Below are 20,132 nucleotides of genomic sequence, written 5' to 3'. Positions count from 1 at the left end.
CCTGGTGTGCCCCGGGCAGGTGCCGGGGCCTGGACTCAATCGTCGTCGCGCTCGCCGCTGCCGCCGCCGGCATCGTCGTCGGCGTAGTCGGGGTAGGGCGAGTCGCTGCGATCGCCGTCGCGGTCGAAGTGGGTGGTCTCGACCGGGCCGGCCACCGGCAGCCCGCGCTGCGCCGGCAATTGCGCGGCGGCCGCTTCCAGTTCGCCGAGCAGCTGCGCGCGGCGCGCTTCCGGCAGTTCCTGCCAGTGGCAGCCGGTCAGCGCGCCTTCCAGCGAGTACAGCAGGTTGAGGCTGGGCTTGAAGCCGGCGCGTTTGACCTTCAGGAACGCGCCCACCGCGCCGGCGGCGGCCAGGTCCTCCTGCGTGCGCAGGCCGACCTGGCGCAGCCAGGCCGCGCTCTTGGGGCCGATGTTGCGCAGCTTGGCGGTGGTCATCGCAGCGCGTCGACGAAGACCTGGGCGATCGCTTCCAGGCCGCGCTGGTCGTCCTCGTCGAAGCGCGCCGGCACCGGGCTGTCCAGGTCGAACACGCCGACCAGTTCGTCGCCGCGCAGCAACGGCACCACCAGCTCCGAACGCGACGCCGAATCGCAGGCGATGTGCCCCGGGAAGGCGTCCACGTCGGCGATGCGCTGGGTCTGGCGGCGGCTGGCCGCCGCGCCGCATACGCCCTTGTCCAGCGGAATGCGCACGCAGGCCGGCAGGCCCTGGAACGGGCCGACCACCAGTTCCTTGCCGTCGTACAGGTAGAAGCCGACCCAGTTCAGTTGCGGCAGCGCGTGGTACACCAGCGCCGCCAAGTTGGCCGCGTTGGCGATGCGGTCCGGCTCGCCGTGGACCAGGGCGCGTGCCTGCGCCAGCAACTGGGCGTACTGTTCCGGCTTGCTGCCGGTGAGCGAAGAGGATGCGAACATCGGCCGAGTTTAGCAGCGCGATGCGACCGCCTGTATGGCCGGCGGCCTGACGCCGCGGCACGCGCCCGATATCCTGCGCGGTCCTGCCACGCGCGCCGTGGCGCGCCTAGGAACCATCGCGATGACGCTTCCCGCCTTCTACGTCACCGGCACCGATACCGGGATCGGCAAGACCGTGACCAGCTGTGCGCTGCTGCATGCGCTGCGCGCACGCGGACGGCGCGCGGTGGGCATGAAGCCGGTCGCCAGCGGCTGCGAACCCGGCGCGGCGGGCTGGCGCAACGAGGATGCGTTGGCGCTGCAGGCGGCCAGCGCGCCGGTGCCGGCGTACGCCGATGTCAATCCGTACGCGCTGCCGCTGCCGCTGGCGCCGGAGCTGGCCGCGGCCGATGCGGGCGTCAGCGTGGAACTGGCGCCGATCGCGGCGGCGTTCGCGCGCCTGCGCGCGCAGGCCGACATCGTGGTGGTGGAAGGCGTGGGCGGCTGGGCGGCGCCGCTGTCGGCGACGCTGGACCAGGCCGGGCTGGCGCGCGCGCTGCAGCTGCCGGTGCTGATGGTGGTCGGGCTGCGCCTGGGCTGCGTCAACCATGCGCGGCTCACCGCCGCGGCGATCGCCGCCGACGGCCTGCGCTGCATCGGCTGGGTCGGCAACGAGATCGATCCGGCGATGCAGCGCATCGACGACAACATGGCGATGCTGCGGGCGCGGCTGCCGATGCCGTGCTGGGGGCGCCTGCCGTACCGGGCCTCGCCCGATCCGGCGCTGCTGGCGGCGGAACTGGCGCCCGACGTGGAACTGCGTTGAGTGCCGTTCACGCGTGCGGTGGCGCTGCGGCGCCGATCGCGGCGAGTGCGCCAAGCCGGTTAGGCAATTGTGCTGCGGAGTATCGGCGCGACTGCGCACGGCCGGTCGCGGCAGGGCATGTACCCACGCATGGACGGGCCTCGTCTGCGCGCATGACCAGACCGGGTCGGCGCCAGCACACCTGCGGCGGACGCATCGCCGCCGCAGCGGCCGCTGGCGGCGGCAATTCCTCCGCGCAACGAAAACGCCAGGCAAAAAAAAGCCCGGTAGAGGGAGGGATCTACCGGGCCTGGGTTGCGCGGGGGGAGGGACCCGCGCGTGCCACTCGTCGGTCTGGCGGCGCAGCCGCGCAGACTTGATTCTGGTGCCGCTTACTTGGTCTTGGCTTTCGCCGGCGCGGCATGTTCCGAAGCGGCGTCGAACTGGCTCTTGGCGAGCTGGCCGATCGCTTCGGAGGCCTTCAGGCCGAGGCCGAACATTTCCTGGTTGGCCGTGGCCAGACGCTCGATGTTGTCGCGAGCGATCTGCAGGCCCTTCGGCCACAGCGACTGCACGCTGCCGAGGTCGCGGGCTTCGCTGAGCTCGCCGAGGAAGCCGGTGGTGGCGCTGACGTTCTTCTCGAAGGTCTTCAGCTGCACGCCGAACAGGCTCTCTGCGCTTTCCAGGGCCAGGCGGTTGGCGCGCGCAGCGGCGGCGGCGAACTGCTGGGTGTAGCTGCTGAACTGATCGTTGAACTGAGCGGACATGGTGCAACTCCGAAAGGATGTCGAACACGCTTTGTTGCGATGCAACATACTCGCTTTCTGCTGCGATGCAACAAAAATTTCTGAAGCCGCTCAGGTTTCGTTCAAACTGGTTTTCGGATCAGGCACTTAGCTGGAGTTTTCGGCACATGGAAAAGGCCCGCCGGGTCGTCCCGCGGGCCACGATTGCGCAGTTGGCGCCAGGCTCAGCCGGGGACGGGGCCGCGATAGCGGCAGCCGGAGGTGCAGGTCTCGTGCACCACCACTTCGCTCAGCAGCGGCAGCGACGGCTTGAGCCGTTCCCAGATCCACGTCGCCAGCCGCTCGCTGGTCGGGTTCTCCAGGCCTTCGATGTCGTTGAGGTAGTGGTGGTCGAGCCGTTCGTAGAGCGGGGCGAATGCCGCCTTGATGTCGCCGAAATCCATCACCCAGCCGCTGTGCGCGCCCGGTTCGCCGCTGACGTGCAACTCCACCCGGAACGAATGCCCGTGCAGGCGCGCGCATTTGTGCCCCGGCGGCACGTTCGGCAAGCGGTGCGCCGCTTCGAGGGTGAAGACTTTGAAGATATCCATGCGCGGCATTGTAGAGGGCGCGGCAACGGGCCGGACATTGCCGTGCGATCGCCGCGCATGTCACGCCGCGACATATTCGTATGCACTTATGTAATTTTCGTTAAGCCGGACGCGATGGCCCACTGGTGCGCCCCATCCCATGGACCTCCACGTGAAGCCGCAAGCGCCCGACCTGCTCGCCCTGAGCCTTCTTTCGATCCTGTCGCTCGCGCCTGCCGCCGCCGCGCAGTCCCGTGCCGGTGCCGACACCACGCTGGCCACGGTCAGCGTGACCGGCTCCAACATCAAGCGCAGCGACAGCGAGGGACCCAACCCGGTGCAGGTGATCGACCGGCAGCAGCTGGAGCGGTCCGGCAAGGTCACCGTCGCCGACGCGCTGCGCTCGATCTCCGCCAACACCGGCAACGCGACCAACGAGACCACCAACAACGGCTGGGCCTCCGGCTCGGCCGGCATCGGCCTGCGCGGGCTGTCGCAGAAGAACACGCTGGTGCTGCTCAACGGCCGGCGCCTGGCCAACTACGGTTTCCCGGCCAACGGGCTGGGCGACACCTTCGTCAACCTCAACGCCCTGCCGCTGGTGGCGGTGGAACGCATCGAAGTGCTCAAGGACGGCGCCTCGGCGGTGTACGGCTCCGATGCGGTGGCCGGCGTGGTCAACATCATCACCCGCCAGGATTTCCAGGGCGCCGAGCTCGGCCTCAGCGGCGGCAGCGCCGACCAGGGCGGGCTGGACACCCAGCGCGCCAAGTTCGTCGGCGGCATCGGCGAGCTGGACCGCGACGGCTACAACATCCTCTTCAGCATCGACGCCTACAACCGCGACCGGCTGGACCAGGACCAGCGCGCGTTGACCCGTTCGGGCATCTACAGCGACCTGCCCGGCGGGCGCTGGAACGGCTGGTCGGCCAAGGGCGCGCGCTATCTGGTCGGCGGCCGCTCGGTGCCGATGCTCGACGCGGCGGGCAACTGCCCCGACGGCACGGTGCTGACCGCCAGCGCACCGATCGACGGCCTGGCCGGCGATACCTGCGCGTTCAACCAGGCGCCCTACACCACGCTGATCCCCTCGACCAAGCGCTACCAGGCCTACAGCAACGCCACCTTCCGGCTCGGCGACACCCTCGAAGCGTTCGGCGAGGCGCTGTACAGCGAGGTCAAGGGCGTCTCGATCTTCGGCTCCAGTCCGTACTTCACCCTGGAGGGCGGGCGCTTCGCGCTGAACGCCAGCACCGGGTTGGCCGAGCCGGTCTCCAACCTGCTGCCGGCGTCCAGCCCGTACAACCCCTATGGCGTGGCGGTGCCGATCGAGTACACGTTCTTCGACCTGGGCCAGACGGTCAAGACCAACCGCTCGCAGTCCTACCGCTTCCTGGGCGGGGTGAGGGGCTCGACCGCGCGCTGGGAATGGGAGGCGGCCGCCTTCGCCGCGCGCAGCACCGAGCACGAGACCGTGTCCGGCGGCTTCGCCAACCGCTGGACCCTGGCCCAGGCGCTGGCCGACGGCAGCTACGACCTGCTCGATCCGGCGGCCACGCCGCAGGCGGTGATCGACGGCATCAACCTCAGCACCTTGCGTCCGGCGCGCTCGACCCTGCGTGGCGTCGACGTCAAGCTGTCCGGCAACCTGTTCGAGCTGCCGGCCGGCAGCGTCGGCTTCGCCGCCGGCGCCGAATGGCGGCAGGAGGAACTGGTCTCGCGCAACCCCTGGCAGATCGACGCCGGCCTGCAGATCCGCCCGGCGATCGCCGAGGTGGACGGCAAGCGCGAGGTGTCGGCGCTGTACGCGGAGGTCAACGTGCCGCTGCTGCAGTCGCTGGAGCTGCAGCTGGCCGGGCGCGGCGATCACTACAGCGATTTCGGCGATACGTTCTCGCCCAAGGTCAGCCTGCGCTGGCAGCCGATCGACGCGCTGCTGGTGCGCGCGGCGGCCTCGCGCGGGTTCCGCGCGCCGTCGCTGTCGGAGAACACGGCCAGCACCAACATCTCCTATGGCTCGGTGGTCGATCCCTACGATCCGGACCTGCCCGGCTCGCGGCAGAACCCGACCTTCTTCACCGTCGGCAACACCGGCCTGGACCCGGAACGCACGCGCAGCTACAACCTGGGCGTCGTGCTGTCGCCGTGGGCCGACACCAGCCTCAGCGTGGACTGGTACAAGATCGAGCTGGAGCACCTGATCGGCACCGACAACAGCGCCACCGTGGTGCAGGACAACGATCCGGCCGACGTGATCCGCGACGCGCGCGGCAAGCTGGTCGCGGTCTACAACCGCTACCAGAACCTGAGCGAGCTGAGCACCTCGGGCATCGACGTGGAGCTGCGCCAGCGCTGGCGCAGCGATGGGTTCGGCACGTTCGGGCTGAGCAGCGCCTACACCCATGTGCGCGACTACCGCCGCCCGACCGTGGTCGGCGGCCCGCTGCAGGATTACGCCGGCAGCAACCTGGGCCCGTCGCTGCCGCGCAACAAGGCCACCACCACGCTGGACTGGGCCCTGGGCGACGTCAGCGCGGCGCTGACCTGGTACTACACCGGCGGCTACGACCAGAAGGCCAGTGCCGCCGCCAGCGCGGTGCAGTCGCGGGTCGACCACTACGACCAGTTCGATCTGTACCTGGGCTACAGCGGCATCGACAAGCTGACGCTCTACGCCAAGATCGAGAACCTGGCCGACGAGGCGCCGCCGCACGACGCCTCCTTCCCCGGCATCCGCGCGCCCTACGATTTCACCCAGTACGACCTGCGCGGACGCTATTTCACCGTCGGTTTCGACTACCGTTTCTGAGTTCGCCCATGCCACGTTCAAGGAGTGTTTCGATGTCGCGTCGCCGTCGTATCGCCGGGCTGGTCCTGATCCTCGCCGTTTCCCCCGCGCTCGCGCAGCCGGCGCCGCCGCCTGGCTACGACGCCGCGGCCGCCGACGCGCAGCGCGCGCTGGAGGCGCGCTTCGATGCCGCGTTGCAGGGCGCCGACTACCGCGGCTGGCTCAAGCAGTGGTCCTCCGCGCCCAACCAGGTCGGCGCGCCGCACAACCTGGAGAACGCGCGCGACCTGCAGGCGCGGCTGCGCAGCTACGGCTGGGACGCACGGATCGAACAGTACGAGGTGCTGTGGCCCTCGCCCCGGAGCGCGGCGCTGGAACTGCTCGGCGCGCAGCCCTACGTGGCCCGGCTGAAGGAGCCGCCGCTGCCGGGCGACAGCACCTCGACGCAGACCCAGGACGTGCTGCCGCCGTACGTGATCTACGGCGGCAACGGCGATGTCACCGCCGATCTGGTCTACGTCAACTACGGCATCGCCGAGGACTACGAGGCGCTGGCGCGCAACGGCGTGGACGTGCGCGGCAAGATCGTCATCGCCCGCTACGGCAAGGGCTGGCGCGGGCTCAAGCCGCGCCTGGCGCAGGAGCACGGCGCGATCGGCGCGATCATCTACTCCGATCCGCGCGACGACGGCTATTTCCAGGACCTGCCGTATCCGGACGGTCCGGCGCGCAACCAGTGGAGCGTGCAGCGCGGCTCGGTGGCCAACTTCGCGATCCATCCCGGCGACCCGCTGACCCCGGGCGTAGGCGCGACCGCCGGCGCCAAGCGCCTGCCGATCGAGCAGGCGCGCAGCGTGCTGAAAATCCCGACGTTGCCGATCAGCTGGGGCGACGCGCAACCGCTGCTGGCGGCACTGCGCGGCCCGGTGGCGCCGGAGGACTGGCGCGGCGCGCTGCCGATCACCTACCGCATCGGCGGCGATGGCGCGGCGCGCGTGCACCTGAAGGTCGACGCGGACTGGAGCGGGCGCAAGACCCTGTACAACGTCATCGCCACGCTTCGCGGCAGCGAATACCCGGACCAATGGGTGGTGCGCGGCAACCATCGCGACGGCTGGGTGTTCGGCGCCGCCGATCCGTTGTCCGGCACCGCCGCGCTGCTGGCCGAGGCCAAGGCGATCGGCGAACTGGCGCGGCAGGGCCAGCGGCCCAGGCGCACCCTGGTCTACGCCAGCTGGGACGGCGAGGAGGCCGGCCTGCTCGGCTCCACCGAATGGGCCGAGCAGCACGCCGACGAACTGCGGCGCAAGGCGGTGCTGTACGTCAACACCGACGGCAACGGCCGCGGCTTCCTCACCGCCGGCGGCAGCCATGCGCTGCAGCGGCTGGTCAACGGCGTGGCCGGCGAGCTGCGCGATCCCGACAGCGGCGCCAGCGTGCTCGACCGGCAGCGCGCCCGCGCTCGCCTGGACGCGTTGGCGCCCAGCGCCAAGCCGGCGCAGAAGGACATCGCCAAGAAGGTCGCGGCCGGCGAGGACGTGCCGCTCAAGGCGCTGGGCTCGGGCAGCGACTACAGCCCGTTCCTGCAGCACCTGGGATTGGCCACGCTGGACCTGGGCTACGGCGGGCAGGGCGGCGGCACCGGCGTCTACCACTCCCTCTACGACTCCTACGACTACTTCGCGCGCTTCATCGACCCGGATTTCCGCTACCTGCCGCTGCTGTCGCAGACGGTCGGCCGCACCGTGCTGCGGGTGGCCAATGCGCCGGTGCTGCCGCATCGCTTCGGCGATTTCGCCGACGCGGTGGCCGGCTACGCCCAGGAGCTCAGGCAGCAGGCCGACAGCGACCGCGAGGCCGCGCAGACCCAGGCCGAGCTGTTGCGCACCGGTGCCTACCGCATCGCCGACAACCCCAATCGTCCGCTGCAGCCGCCGGTGCCCAAGCAGGCGGTGCCGGCGATCGATTTCTCCGCGCTGGACCAGGCCGTCGCCCGGCTTCAGGCCAGCAGCCAGCGCTACGACGCGGCGCTGGCCGCGCGCGGCGGCACGCTGGACGCGGCGGTGCGGCGGCAGCTCAACGCTTCGCTGCAGCGCATCGACCAGAGCCTGTTGGCGGAGGACGGGCTGGTGGGCCGCCCGTGGTACCGCAACCTGATCTACGCGCCGGGACTGGCGACCGGCTACGAGGTCAAGACCCTGCCGGGCATCCGCGAAGCGCTGGAAGACCAGCGCTGGGACGACCTGCGCAGCTACATCGCGCGCACCGCGTCGGTGCTCGACGCCTACCGCGCGCAGATCGACCGCAACACCGCGCTGATCGGCGGTTAGGGATTCACTCTGGGCTCGGTTGTTCGAGCATGGCGGAGCGGCGGGAGGCGACGGATGTTGTAGGCCGCGTCCGCCGCCGCTTCGCAACGCGGTCGAAGTGGAAGGGCCCACTGCAAACCGGCCTGCTGAAAAACAGAAAGGAGCGCATTTCGCGCTCCTTTCTGTGTGGCTTGCCGACGCTCGAACCATCGGCCGACCGGTAGCGGCCTGGTGGGCCGCTTGTGCCTGCTGCGATCGCGCCGACTTCAGCGCGCGGCGCTGGGCTGGCCGCCGCTGCGACGGCGCTCGCCCTGGCGGCGTGCGCCACCCGGCTGGGTGCCGCCGGCCGGCTTGGCCCCGGCATGCGCGTGCGGACGCGGCGCATCGCCGTGCGGGCGGCGCGCATGGGTGCTCTTGCGCGGCGGACGCTGGCCGCCCGGGCGCTCGTCGGCCGGGTTGTTGTTGCCCCAGCGGATCGGCGTGGACGGCTCGAAGCCCGGCACGTCGCGGATGTCCATCTCGCGCTTGAGCATGCGCGAGATCGCGCGCAGCAGCTTGGCCTCGTCCTGCGCCACCAGCGACACCGCCTCGCCCTGCGAACCGTTGCGGCCGGTGCGGCCGATGCGGTGCACGTAGTCCTCGGCGACCATCGGCAGGTCGTAGTTGATGACCTTCGGCAACTGGTCGATGTCGATGCCGCGCGCGGCGATGTCGGTCGCCACCAGCACGGTGATGCGGCCGGCCTTGAAGTCGCTCAGCGCGCGCAGGCGCTGGCCCTGGCTCTTGTTGCCGTGGATCGCGGCGGTCTTCAGCCCGGACTTGTCCAGGAACATGGTCAGCTTGTCGGCACCGTGCTTGGTGCGCGCGAACACCAGCGTCTGCATGCGCGAATCGGCGGCCAGCAGGTGCAACAGCAGTTCGCGCTTGCGCGTGCCATCGACCGGGTGCACGCGGTGGGTGATGGTGTCGGCCACGGTATTGCTCGGGGTGGCCTGGATTTCCTGCGGGTTGTGCATGAACTCGCGCGCCAGCTGCTTGATGCCTTCCTCGAAGGTCGCCGAGAACAGCAGGGTCTGCCGGTTCTGCTTGGGCAGCTTGGCCAGGATGCGCTTGATCGAGGGCAAAAAGCCCATGTCGAGCATGCGATCGGCCTCGTCCAGCACCAGGATCTCGATGCCCGACAGGTCCACGCTGCGGCGCTCGAGGTGATCGAGCAGGCGGCCCGGGCAGGCGATCAGCAGGTCCACGCCGCGACGCAGCGCGTCGAGCTGGTTGCCCATGCCGACGCCGCCGTAGATGGTGGTGCTGGGGATGCGCAGGTACTTGCTGTAGCCGCGCAGGCTGTCGTGCACCTGCGTGGCCAGCTCGCGGGTCGGGGTCAGGATCAGCGCGCGCGGCTTGCGTGCGCCATTGCCCACCGGCTGCGGCGAGGTGCCCAGGTGCTGCAGCAACGGCAGGCCGAACGCGGCGGTCTTGCCGGTGCCGGTCTGCGCCCCGGCCATCAGGTCGTGGCCGGCCAGCGCCAGCGGGATCGCCTGCAACTGGATCGGGGTGGGGGTTTCGTAGCCCTGCTCGGCCAACGCGCGCAGCAGGAAGGGCGCCAGGCCCAGGGATTCAAACGACATGGAAAAGCTCCAGAAAAAGTATTGGAACGCAGGTCCGTGGACATGCGTTGCGGATCGATCGATCGGCTTACTCGGAGCGTTCCCGTGAACCGCGCTGCGAGAATGGAGACAGCCGGCGCCGGAGCGCAGACTGGAATGCATGACGAGAAGGCGTCGGAGGGGGCGGGCGACCGGAGGGGGGCTCCTGGTGCGCCGGCGATCCCTGAGGGAAACGGACGGCCGCTGGCAGACCCGGCGAAGTCTACGCGAAAACACGCATTCAGGCAAAGCTGGTCGCCCACGGCACTGTTGCACTTGTAACTATATGCGCCGCAGCTCTTACAATCGGCGCCTCACGCATCGGGAGTGGCTGGCTATGAAGGTGGGTTCCCTGAAGGAAGGCGGCCGCGACGGCACGCTGATCGTCGTGTCCGGCGACCTGCGCCGTGCGGTGCGCGCGACCGGCATCGCGCCGACCCTGCAGCGCGCGCTGGAGGACTGGTCGAACCTGGCGCCGCGCCTGAACGCGCTGTCCGAGTCGCTCAACGACGGCAGCGCCGACGGCCAGTTCGAGCTGGACCTCGCCGCGCTGGCGGCGCCGTTGCCGCGCGCCTACGAGTTCGTCGACGGCAGCGCCTACCTGCCGCACGTGGAGCGGGTCCGGCGCGCGCGCGGCGCCGAGGTGCCGGAGAGCTTCTATACCGATCCGCTGATGTACCAGGCGGTCAGCGCCGGCTTCTACGGCCCGCGCGACGCGGTCAAGGTGGTCAGCGAGGACTACGGCATCGACCTGGAGGCGGAGATCGTGGTGGTCACCGACGACGTGCCGATGGCGGTGAGCGCCGAACAGGCCGCCGCGCACATCCAGCTGGTCGGGCTGGTCAACGACGTGTCGCTGCGCAACCTGATCCCGGCCGAGCTGGCCAAGGGCTTCGGCTTCGTGCAGTCCAAGCCGCGCTCGGCGCTGTCGCCGGTGTTCGTCACCCCCGACGAACTGGGCGATGCCTGGCGCGGCAACAAGCTGCACCTGCCGCTGCTGACCCACATCAACGGCCGCTGGTTCGGCGCGCCGGAGGCGGGCGAGGACATGCAGTTCGACTTCGCCCAACTGGTCGCGCACGCGGCCAGGACCCGGCCGCTGTCGGCCGGCACCGTGGTCGGTTCCGGCACCATCGCCAACCAGGACACCTCGCGCGGCGCGTCGTGCTTCGCCGAGCAGCGCACGGTGGAGACGTTGCGCGACGGGCAGCCGAGCACGCCGTTCATGAGTTTCGGCGACGTGGTCCGGATCGAGATGCTGGACCGTGATGGAGTAAGCATCTTCGGCGCGATCGAGCAGCGCATCGAGCAGCAGCCGCGGCCCTGACCCGGCCGGCGGCGGCGCGCAGGCGACCGGCGGCGCGGCGGGCACGCCGGCGGCCGGTATCTTGATCGTTTCTGGCCAGGAGGGCGGTGGTGGAAGACGCTTTGCAGCTGTACACGTACTGGCGCTCCAGCGCCGCCTACCGGGTGCGCATCGGCCTGAACCTGAAGGGCCTGGCCTACCAGCCGCTGCCGGTGCACCTGGTGCGCGACGGCGGCCAGCAGCACTCGCCGGAGTACGCGCGGCTCAATCCGCAGGAACTGGTGCCGACGCTGTGCCACGACGGCCAGCCGATCCGCCAGTCGCTGGCGATCCTGGAATACCTGGACGAACGCTGGCCCGAGCCGCCGCTACTGCCCGACGCGGCGATCGACCGCGCCCGCGTACGCTCGCTCGCGCAACTGGTCGCCTGCGACATCCATCCGCTCAACAACCTGCGCGTGGGCCAGTTCTTCGAGGGCGTGTGGAACGTGCCGCAGTCCGAGCGCGAGGAATGGATGCTGCACTGGATCGCGCTGGGCTTCGATGCGCTGGAACAGCTGCTGGCCGAATCGCCCGACACCGGCACCTACTGCCACGGCGGACAGCCGGGCCTGGCCGACTGCTGCCTGGTGCCGCAGGTGTTCAACGCGCGCCGCTTCGGCGTGGACATGGACGCCTATCCGACCATCGCCCGGATCGAGCAGGCCTGCCTGGCGCTGCCGGCGTTCGACGGCGCGCGCCCGGAGAACCAGCCGGACGCGCCGGCGCAAGGCGCCTGAGTGCCTCTGCCTTGATGTAGGAGCGGCTTCAGCCGCGACAAGCATCCCTGGTAAGGCTCTGTCGCGGCTGAAGCCGCTCCTACAAGGGCGACGCGGCGGGCGCCTTCAGCCGAAGCCGTGGGTGATCCGCGGCGAACTGGCGCCGCCGGCCTCGTAGTCGGCGTAGGGGTCGTGCTCGCCCGTGGCGCCTTCGGACAGGCGGAACTTCAGCGCCAGGCCGTCGCGCGAGTCGGCCGCGCGCAGCGCTTCCTCCTGCTCGATCTGGCCCTGCTTGACCATCCGGAACAGGCACTGGTCGAAGGTCTCCATGCCTTCCTCAAGCGAGTCCTCCATCGCCGCCTTGATCTCGTGCACCTGGCCGCGGCGCAGCAGGTCGCGGATCATCGGCGTGTTCAGCAGCACCTCGGTGGCCGGACGCCGGCGCTCGTTCTTGTCCTTGACCAGGCGCTGCGAGATCACCGCGCGCAGGTTCAGCGCCAGGTTCATCAGCACGTTCTTGTGCGCGCTCTCGGGGAAGAAGTTGAGGATGCGCTCGATGGTCTGGTCGGCGTTGTTGGAGTGCAGCGTGGCCAGGCACAGGTGTCCGGTCTCGGCGAAGGCGATCGCCGCCTCCATCGTCGTGGCGTCCAGGATCTCGCCGATCAGGATCACGTCCGGCGCCTCGCGCATCGCGTTCTTCAGCGCGTTGTGGAAGGCATGGGTGTCCAGGCCGACTTCGCGCTGGTTGACGATCGACATCTTGTGCTTGTGCAGGTACTCGATCGGGTCCTCGATGGTGAGGATGTGCCCGGTGGTGGTGCTGTTGCGGTGGTCGATCATCGACGCCAGCGAGGTGGACTTGCCCGAGCCGGTGGAGCCGACCACCAGCACCAGCCCGCGCGGGGTCATGATCACGTCCTTGAGCACCTGCGGCAGGTGCAGTTCCTCGATGCTGGGGATCTTGCTGCGGATGGCGCGGATCACCATGCCGACCTCGCCGCGCTGCTTGAACACGTTGACCCGGAAGCGCCCGGCGTCGTGCAGGGCGATGGCCATGTTCAGCTCCAGCTCGCGCTCGAACTGCGGCACCTGGCCCTCGTCCATCAGCGAGTAGGCGATCTTCTTGACCATGCCGGGCGGCAGCCCGGTGGCGCCGAGCGGATACAGCTTGCCTTCGATCTTGATATAGACCGGTGCTCCCGTGGTCAGGAACATGTCCGAGGCGTTCTTTTCGGTCATCAGCTTCAGGAAGTAGCCGATATCCATGCGCAATGGTTCCCCAACGATCCGCGGCAGCCCGTTGCAAGCGCGCCGCAGGCTTCCGACAATGGCCGCGCTCGACGTCTCCGCCTACGGCCCCCCTTAATGAAAACTAGCTTCGCACAAATCCGCCGTCCGCTGTACGTGACGGCGTGCGCATTGGCGCTGTTTGCCTCCTCCGGCGCCTATGCCCAGGTCGCCCCGCCGGAGCTGCTGACCGCGCAGCAGGCGGTCCAGCGCGCGATCCAGGCCGACGCCGACCAGTACGCGCCGGACCTGATCGCCGGCGCCCGCCAGGGCCTGGAACAGGCCCAGCAGGCGGCGCTGGACCGGCGCCAGCGCAAGACCGCCCCGCAGCTGGCGCTGCGGGTGGCGGCCGATGCCGACCTGGCGCGGGCGCGCAGCGAGGAGGCGGTGGCCAACGCCCAGCTGCAGCAGCGCAAGGCCGAGGTGGCCGACCTGCAACGCACCCTGGGCACCGGGGAGGCGCGTCCATGAGCCGCGCCGTGCATCTGCGCAGCCGGCTTGCCGTCGCCGTGTTGCTGGCCGCGGTCGCCGTCCCGGCCTTCGCCGCCGAGGACGACCCGCAGGTCGCTGCGCTCAACCAGCGCCTGCTGGCGCTGCAGGCCGATCCGTTGGCCGCCGAGGTGGCCGCCTACGAGCGCCTGCAGGCGCAGCAGGCGGTGGCCGCGTTCGCCGCGGCCAGGCGCAAGGAGCAGGACGATGCGCGCTATATCGCCGAGCGTCGCGTCGAGATCGCCGAAACCAGCGCGCGTGCCGAGCTGGCGCGGCGCGAGGTCGCGCGCCTGGAGCGGGAGCGCAGCGAGCTGCTGGTCGAGGCCAGTCGCCGCGAGGCGTCCCGGGCGCGCCAGGAAGCCGAGCGGCTGCGGGTGCAGGCGCAGATCCAGGCCGAGGAGGCCGAGCGGCTGCGCCAGGCGGCCGAAGCCGAGACCCTGGCGCGGCAGGACGCCGAGCTGGCGCTGACCAGCGTGGCCGGGCAGCAGACCGCCCGGCTCAGCGCGGCGCAGCAGAAGTCGGCCAAGCTGGCGCGCGAGGAGGCCGAGCTGGTGGCCGGCGCCAAGCTGCCGGGATCGCGTTTCGAGGCGCGCGGGGAGGTCTTCACCCTGGCCGGCGGCGCGTTCGCCGCGGGCAAGTCGGCGCTGTCCGCCGACGCGGCCGGACAGGCCAAGGCGTTGGCGCAGTACCTGCAGATCGGCAGCAAGGGCCGGGTGCGGATCGAGGCCTACGACAGCGACGCTGGCGTGGCGCAGAAACGTGCCGACGCGATCCGCGACGCGCTGGTCGCCGGCGGCGTGCCGGCCAGCCGGCTGCAGGCGGCCGGCAAGAAGGGCGCCTCGACCAAGGCGCGGTCTGCCGAGGTGGTGGTCGCGCCCTGATCGCCACGCCGTTCCTCAGGCTTCGTGGCGCCGCTTAACGCGGTTTTTCTGTGGGCCTGAGCGGTGCGCAACTGAATGCGGGAAAGCGGCCCTGGTTCTCTTGCCGGATCCGAAAGGGAGGCGTAGGGTCGGTAGTCCAGGTGGCATCCGCCATCTGGTCCTACGGAGAGCCGGGCCGATGACGCAGTGGCACGCACCGAAGCCGAAGTCCCCCTTGCCGCAAGGCTCGGGCGTCTCGGCCGGGCTGCTGGCGACGGTTCGCGCTGCTCCGCTCCCAGGCAACGCCCCGTGCCGTTCCGGCCGGGGCGTTCTTGTATCCAGCTGAAGGAGGCTATCCGTATGTTCGAAGGGCAACCGCAGACCGAAATCGACGCGCTGATCAAGTCCGATCCGGAGTTCAAGCAGCTCTACCAACGGCACAAGACCTTGGACAAGAAATGCATGGACGCCGAACTCGGCGTATTGCCGATCGACGATCTCACCCTGTCCCAGATGAAGCGGGAAAAGCTCGCGGCCAAGGAGAAGCTGTTGCGACTCTACGACGAGCAGAAGCCTCACTGATCCTCATCTCCCCCGCCGGTTCACTTGTCGCGGGCGGTGGCGGCCTCCTCGTCGGCCTGCCACCGTCCGCGCCATCCATCCCCCCAACCCCCCAAAAGCCGCGGATCGCGGCTTTTTTGTTGGACGGTTTTCCGGGTTTGTCTGACATTCCCGCGCATACCACGGATAATCGCCGGTCCAGCCGCTGGTTCGGCGCGACCGTTACTGTGATCCGATGGCCATCCATTCCTCCGTACTCGACCTGATCGGCGAGACCCCGATCGTCAAGGCCAGCAAGCTCGACGCTGGCGTGTGCGAACTGTTCCTGAAGCTGGAAAGCGCCAATCCCGGCGGTTCGATCAAGGACCGCATCGGCCTGTCGATGATCGAGGCCGCCGAGCGCCGCGGCGAGCTCAAGCCTGGCGCGGTGCTGGTCGAAGGCACCGCCGGCAACACCGGCATCGGCCTGGCGCTGGTCGCCCAGCAGAAGGGCTACAAGCTGATCCTGGTGGTGCCGGACAAGATGAGCCGGGAGAAGATCTTCAACCTCAAGGCGATGGGCGCCGAGGTGGTGCTGACCCGCTCGGACGTGGCCAAGGGCCACCCGGAGTACTACCAGGACCTGGCCGCGCGCATCGCCGCCGAGACCCCGGGGGCCTATTTCGTCAACCAGTTCGGCAACCCGGACAACCCGGCCGCGCACGAGTTCGGCACCGGCCCGGAGATCCTGCGGCAGATGGACGGCAAGCTCGACGCCATCGTGTTCGGCTGCGGCAGCTCCGGCACCATGACCGGCCTGTCGCGCGCCTTCGCCCAGGCCGCGCCGGGCGTGGAGCTGGTGCTGGCCGACCCGGTGGGCTCGATCCTGACCCAGTACATCGAGGAAGGCACGGTCAGCGAGAAGTCCGGCAGCTGGCTGGTGGAAGGCATCGGCGAGGATTTCCTGCCGGCGATCTCCGATTTCTCGCGGGTCAAGAAGGCCTATTCGATCAGCGACGCCGAGAGCTTCCACACCGCGCGCGAACTGCTGGCCAAGGAGGGCATCCTCGGCGGCTCCTCGACCGGCACCCTGCTGGCCGCGGCGCTGAAGTACTGCCGCGCGCAGACCGAGCCCAAGCGGGTGCTGGTGTTCGTCTGCGACACCGGCAACAAGTACCTGTCGAAGATGTACAACGACTACTGGATGCTGGACAACGGCTTCCTGGAGCGCCCGCAGCACGGCGACCTGCGCGACCTGATCCTGCGCCCGTACAGCCAGCGCGACACCGTGGTGGTCGGCCCCAACGACCTGCTGACCACCGCCTACCAGCGCATGAAGCTGTACGACGTGTCGCAGCTGCCGGTGATGGAGGGCGACCAGCTGGTCGGCATCGTCGACGAAAGCGACGTGCTGCTGCACGTGTACGGTGACGAGGCGCGGTTCCGCGACCCGGTGTCCACGGCGATGGTCAGCAAGCTCGACCGGCTGGACGTGAAGTCGCCGATCGAGGCGCTGCTGCCGGTGTTCGACCGCGGCCAAGTGGCGATCGTGATGGACGGCGGCGCCTTCCTCGGCCTGATCACCCGCATCGACCTGCTGAACTACCTGCGGCGCCGGGTGCAGTAGCCGGCGCCGGCGCGCGTCCCGGTGAATGGGACGGTTCAGACCTCACTGCTAGAATCACGCCCCTTCCACGGGAACCCCCTATGACGGACAACGCGTCAAAACCCAATGGCGACGGCCGCGCGCTGTCGCTGGCGACCCTGGCGATCCATGGCGGCCAGCATCCGGACCCGTCCACGGGCGCGGTGATGCCGCCGATCTATGCGACGTCCACCTACGCGCAGTCCAGCCCCGGCGAACACCAGGGCTTCGAGTACTCGCGTACCCACAACCCGACCCGCTTCGCCTACGAGCGCTGCGTGGCGGCGCTGGAGGGCGGCAGTCGCGGCTTCGCGTTCGCCTCGGGCATGGCCGCCACTTCCACGGTGATGGAACTGCTCGACAGCGGCGACCACGTGGTGGCGATGGACGACCTGTACGGCGGCAGCTACCGGCTGTTCGAGCGCGTGCGCAAGCGCAGCGCCGCGCTGGAATTCAGCTTCGTCGACCTGACCGATCCGGCGGCCTTCGAAGCGGCGATCGGGCCCAAGACCAAGATGGTGTGGATCGAGACCCCCACCAACCCGATGCTGAAGATCGTCGACATCGCCGCGATCGCGGCGATCGCGCGCAGCCGCGGCCTGCGGGTGGTGGTCGACAACACCTTCGCCTCGCCGATGCTGCAGCGTCCGCTGCAGCTGGGCGCGGACATCGTCGTGCACTCGGCGACCAAGTACCTCAACGGCCACTCGGACATGGTCGGCGGCATCGCCGTGGTCGGCGACAATGCCGAACTGGCCGAGCAACTGGCGTTCCTGCAGAACTCGGTGGGCGGCGTGCAGGGCCCGTTCGACAGCTTCCTGGCGCTGCGCGGGCTCAAGACCCTGCCGCTGCGCATGCGCGCGCACTGCGACAACGCGCTGGCGCTGGCGCGATGGCTGCAGACCCATCCGGCGGTGGAGAAGGTGATCTATCCCGGCCTGGCCTCGCATCCGCAGCACGCCCTGGCGCAGCGGCAGATGTCCGGCTTCGGCGGCATCGTCTCGATCGTGCTCAAGGGCGGCTTCGAGGCGGCCAAGCGCTTCTGCGAACGCACCGAGCTGTTCACCCTGGCCGAATCCCTCGGCGGCGTGGAAAGCCTGGTCAACCATCCGGCGGTGATGACCCACGCCTCCATCCCGGTGGCTCGCCGCGAGCAGCTCGGCATCAGCGATGGGTTGGTGCGGTTGAGCGTGGGGGTGGAGGCGGTGGGGGATTTGCGGGTGGATCTGGAGCGGGCATTGGCTGGCCAGCCGGGAGTCCGCGGCCAGGCTTCCACGGAGTCCTGAAACGCATGTCCGCACAAGTCCATGCGCGAAACCGCGTATCCGCCAGTCCGCTCGCCTTGGTCCGGTCGCTGGTGAGAAACCGCCAGCTCCTGCGCCAGTTGATCCTGCGCGAGGTGATCGGTCGCTACCGTGGTTCCTTCCTTGGCACAGCTTGGTCGTTCTTCAACCCGTTGCTGATGCTGACGGTGTACACCTTCGTCTTCACTACCGTCATGAAGGTGCGTTGGGTTGGCGAAGGCCCGGTGGACAAGGTGAACTTTGCGGTGCTGGCTTTCGTCGGCTTGGCGGTGCACGGGTTTTTTTCCGAGTGCCTTAACAAGGCACCGACTCTGATCATCGCCAACGTGAATTTCGTCAAGAAGGTCATCTTCCCGTTGGACGCGCTCATTTGGGTGCTGATCGGCTCGGCACTGTTCCACCTGGCTATCAGCATGCTGGTGCTATTGATTGCGCAGATCGTGTTGGGTGTCGGCGTGCCGTGGACTGCGGTGCTGTTCCCATTAGTCATGTTGCCTCTGATCCTGATGATGACCGGCGTGTCGTGGCTGTTGGCGTCGTCCGGGGTCTACCTGCGCGATATCTCGCAAGTCACCGGTGTGCTTTCCAGCGTCATGCTGTTTCTCTCGCCGGTGTTCTACCCGGCCGCGTCGCTGCCGGAGTGGGTGCGCCCTTGGATGTATCTCAATCCATTGACCTACATCATCGAAGATAGTCGCAGTGTGCTGGTTTTCGGGCAGTTGCCACGTCTGCCGCAGTGGAGTCTGGCGATGGCGGTCGGGCTGGCGGTGATGATGTTCGGATATGCCTGGTTTCAGAAAACGCGCAAGGGTTTCGCCGATGTCCTCTGACGAGATCGTTGTCCACGTCGAGTCGGTGTCGAAGCGCTACGAGATGTACGACACGCCTCGCGACCGAATGAAGCAGTTCGTCCTGCCGCGCCTGCGTCGCGCGGCCGGCCTAGGCCAGCGTGAGTACTTTCGCGAGTTCTGGGCTCTGCGCGACGTTAATTTCGACGTCCGCCGCGGCGAGTCGGTCGGCATTCTGGGCCGCAATGGCAGTGGCAAGAGCACCTTGTTGCAGATCGTGACGGGCACGCTGGCGCCGACTGAGGGGCGTGTCGAGGTGAAAGGGCGCGTAGCCGCGCTGCTCGAACTCGGGTCGGGCTTCAACCCCGAGTTCAGCGGTCGCGAGAATGTCTATCTCAACGCTGCCCTGCTGGGGTTTACTGCCGACGAGATCGACCGCAAGTTCGATGCCATCGCGGCGTTCGCTGACATCGGCGATCATCTCGACCAGCCGGTCAAGACCTACTCCAGTGGCATGCTGGTGCGCCTGGCATTCGCGGTGCAGGTGCAGGTCGAACCGGACATCTTGATCGTGGACGAAGCGTTGGCCGTCGGCGATGCGCTGTTCCAGAAGCGTTGCTTCCAGCGGATCGAGAAGCTGGTATCCGACGGCATGTCCTTGCTATTTGTCTCGCATGATCAGGAGAGCGTCCGGACGTTGACCAGCCGCTGCCTGCTGTTGAGTAACGGGAGGCAGCTGGACTGGGGTGCGTCGGCCAATGTGGTGCTGAATTACCGCAGGCTCTTGCATGACGAAGAAGCGGCCTACTTTAGTAGTCTGACCGAAATGCTGAAGAGCGAAGAGTCGGGGCAGACCGATATGGCGCAGGCGCCGGTTGCGTCAATGATCGGTTCGGACCGGTTGACCTTCGGCGACGGTGGAGTACGCATCCTTAGTGTCACGACCCTTGCGGCAGACGGCACCGGTGTCAGCGTGTTCTATCCCGGCGAACGGCTGCGCATCAAGGTGGTCTGCGAGTCGCAGATCACCACGGACAAGTTGTCTGTGGGCGTGCGCATCCGCAACAAGGAAGGCGTCAAGCTCTACTCCTGGGGCACTTTGAATCAGGACATGCAGCGCATGGCGGAGAATCCCTCCGCCGAAACTTTCTGGCGGCGCCAGATTCACGCAGGCGAACGTTTCGAGGTCGAACTCGAATGCGACTGCGTGCTGGGCGTCAATCTGTACGAAGTGCAAGCGTCGGTGTCCCATGAAGACACCCCCGACTATTTGGCGCAGCGGATGCTGCACTGGGTGGACGAGGCAGCGTTCTTTCAGGTGCTGATGCGGAAGGAGGAGTACTTCTTTGGCGGTGTCATCGATCTGCGCATGAATGCCACTTGGCGCCGGCAAGGAAACTAAT

18 protein-coding genes are annotated in these 20,132 nt (G+C 68.6%); 12 read left to right on the top strand and 6 right to left on the bottom strand.

What is annotated here, in order from left to right; all coding sequences use genetic code 11:
* Positions 1-35: 35 nt before the first annotated feature.
* Together JR065_RS08590 and JR065_RS08585 are read right to left on the bottom strand one after the other, a co-directional pair.
* Complete coding sequence (locus JR065_RS08590; RefSeq protein WP_206233641.1) at positions 36-434, bottom strand: TfoX/Sxy family protein; 399 nt, start codon at positions 432-434, stop codon at positions 36-38.
* Positions 431-913: a GAF domain-containing protein gene (locus tag JR065_RS08585; RefSeq protein WP_206233640.1), complete on the bottom strand. Its 483-nt coding sequence runs from the start codon at positions 911-913 to the stop codon at positions 431-433. The genes JR065_RS08590 and JR065_RS08585 overlap by 4 nt, the downstream gene beginning before the upstream one ends.
* Positions 914-1,034: 121 nt before the next feature.
* Here JR065_RS08585 and bioD point away from each other — a divergent pair, with 121 nt between their 5' ends.
* Positions 1,035-1,718, top strand: coding sequence for a dethiobiotin synthase (gene bioD / locus JR065_RS08580; protein WP_206233639.1), 684 nt, complete (start codon positions 1,035-1,037; stop codon positions 1,716-1,718).
* Positions 1,719-2,089: 371 nt separating this feature from the next.
* Here bioD and JR065_RS08575 read toward each other — a convergent pair whose 3' ends face one another.
* On the bottom strand, positions 2,090-2,464 hold the full coding sequence (locus tag JR065_RS08575) for a phasin family protein (protein WP_206233638.1): 375 nt from the start codon (positions 2,462-2,464) through the stop codon (positions 2,090-2,092).
* Between the two features lie 203 nt (positions 2,465-2,667).
* On the bottom strand, positions 2,668-3,033 hold the full coding sequence (gene queD / locus JR065_RS08570; RefSeq protein ID WP_206233637.1) for a 6-carboxytetrahydropterin synthase QueD: 366 nt from the start codon (positions 3,031-3,033) through the stop codon (positions 2,668-2,670).
* Positions 3,034-3,184: 151 nt separating this feature from the next.
* On the opposite strand from queD, the gene JR065_RS08565 reads away from it, so the two are divergent.
* A complete protein-coding gene (locus JR065_RS08565) occupies positions 3,185-5,821 on the top strand; it encodes a TonB-dependent receptor plug domain-containing protein (RefSeq protein WP_343237257.1) in 2,637 nt (878 codons plus the stop codon).
* Between the two features lie 32 nt (positions 5,822-5,853).
* On the top strand, positions 5,854-8,130 hold the full coding sequence (locus JR065_RS08560) for a transferrin receptor-like dimerization domain-containing protein (protein ID WP_241093491.1): 2,277 nt from the start codon (positions 5,854-5,856) through the stop codon (positions 8,128-8,130).
* A gap of 245 nt (positions 8,131-8,375) precedes the next feature.
* On the opposite strand, the gene JR065_RS08555 is transcribed toward JR065_RS08560, so the two are convergent.
* The gene (locus JR065_RS08555; RefSeq protein ID WP_185824478.1) at positions 8,376-9,734 is read right to left on the bottom strand and encodes a DEAD/DEAH box helicase; all 1,359 of its coding nucleotides are present in this window, start codon (positions 9,732-9,734) and stop codon (positions 8,376-8,378) included.
* A 355-nt stretch (positions 9,735-10,089) separates the two neighbouring features.
* On the opposite strand from JR065_RS08555, the gene JR065_RS08550 reads away from it, so the two are divergent.
* Together JR065_RS08550 and maiA are read left to right on the top strand one after the other, a co-directional pair.
* Complete coding sequence (locus tag JR065_RS08550; RefSeq protein WP_206233634.1) at positions 10,090-11,079, top strand: fumarylacetoacetate hydrolase family protein; 990 nt, start codon at positions 10,090-10,092, stop codon at positions 11,077-11,079.
* Positions 11,080-11,168: 89 nt separating this feature from the next.
* On the top strand, positions 11,169-11,837 hold the full coding sequence (gene maiA / locus JR065_RS08545) for a maleylacetoacetate isomerase (protein WP_206233633.1): 669 nt from the start codon (positions 11,169-11,171) through the stop codon (positions 11,835-11,837).
* Positions 11,838-11,942: 105 nt separating this feature from the next.
* On the opposite strand, the gene JR065_RS08540 is transcribed toward maiA, so the two are convergent.
* Positions 11,943-13,082 (bottom strand): PilT/PilU family type 4a pilus ATPase, encoded by a 1,140-nt coding sequence (locus tag JR065_RS08540; RefSeq protein ID WP_206233632.1) that lies wholly within the window; start codon positions 13,080-13,082, stop codon positions 11,943-11,945.
* Positions 13,083-13,181: 99 nt separating this feature from the next.
* Here JR065_RS08540 and JR065_RS08535 point away from each other — a divergent pair, with 99 nt between their 5' ends.
* The 7 genes from JR065_RS08535 to JR065_RS08505 all read left to right on the top strand — a co-directional run bounded on the left by JR065_RS08535 (position 13,182) and on the right by JR065_RS08505 (position 20,131).
* The gene (locus JR065_RS08535; protein WP_206233631.1) at positions 13,182-13,574 is read left to right on the top strand and encodes a DUF4398 domain-containing protein; all 393 of its coding nucleotides are present in this window, start codon (positions 13,182-13,184) and stop codon (positions 13,572-13,574) included.
* On the top strand, positions 13,571-14,473 hold the full coding sequence (locus JR065_RS08530; RefSeq protein ID WP_206233630.1) for an OmpA family protein: 903 nt from the start codon (positions 13,571-13,573) through the stop codon (positions 14,471-14,473). The genes JR065_RS08535 and JR065_RS08530 overlap by 4 nt, the downstream gene beginning before the upstream one ends.
* Before the next feature lie 339 nt (positions 14,474-14,812).
* Entirely contained in the window at positions 14,813-15,034 is a 222-nt protein-coding gene (locus tag JR065_RS08525) for a YdcH family protein (RefSeq protein WP_206233717.1), read from the top strand.
* A gap of 214 nt (positions 15,035-15,248) precedes the next feature.
* Complete coding sequence (locus tag JR065_RS08520; protein ID WP_206233629.1) at positions 15,249-16,619, top strand: pyridoxal-phosphate dependent enzyme; 1,371 nt, start codon at positions 15,249-15,251, stop codon at positions 16,617-16,619.
* A gap of 80 nt (positions 16,620-16,699) precedes the next feature.
* Positions 16,700-17,923: a cystathionine gamma-synthase gene (locus JR065_RS08515; RefSeq protein ID WP_206233628.1), complete on the top strand. Its 1,224-nt coding sequence runs from the start codon at positions 16,700-16,702 to the stop codon at positions 17,921-17,923.
* A 5-nt stretch (positions 17,924-17,928) separates the two neighbouring features.
* Positions 17,929-18,771: an ABC transporter permease gene (locus JR065_RS08510; RefSeq protein WP_206233627.1), complete on the top strand. Its 843-nt coding sequence runs from the start codon at positions 17,929-17,931 to the stop codon at positions 18,769-18,771.
* Positions 18,761-20,131: an ABC transporter ATP-binding protein gene (locus JR065_RS08505; RefSeq protein ID WP_206233626.1), complete on the top strand. Its 1,371-nt coding sequence runs from the start codon at positions 18,761-18,763 to the stop codon at positions 20,129-20,131. Before JR065_RS08510 ends, JR065_RS08505 begins: the two co-directional genes overlap by 11 nt.
* The last annotated feature ends 1 nt before the right edge of the window (position 20,132 follow it).

This window comes from Xanthomonas sp., from assembly GCF_017163755.1.
Taxonomy (GTDB): Bacteria; Pseudomonadota; Gammaproteobacteria; order Xanthomonadales; family Xanthomonadaceae; genus Xanthomonas_A.
Note: the sequence above shows the minus strand (reverse complement) of the source record. Positions and strands in the feature narration are given on the sequence as shown.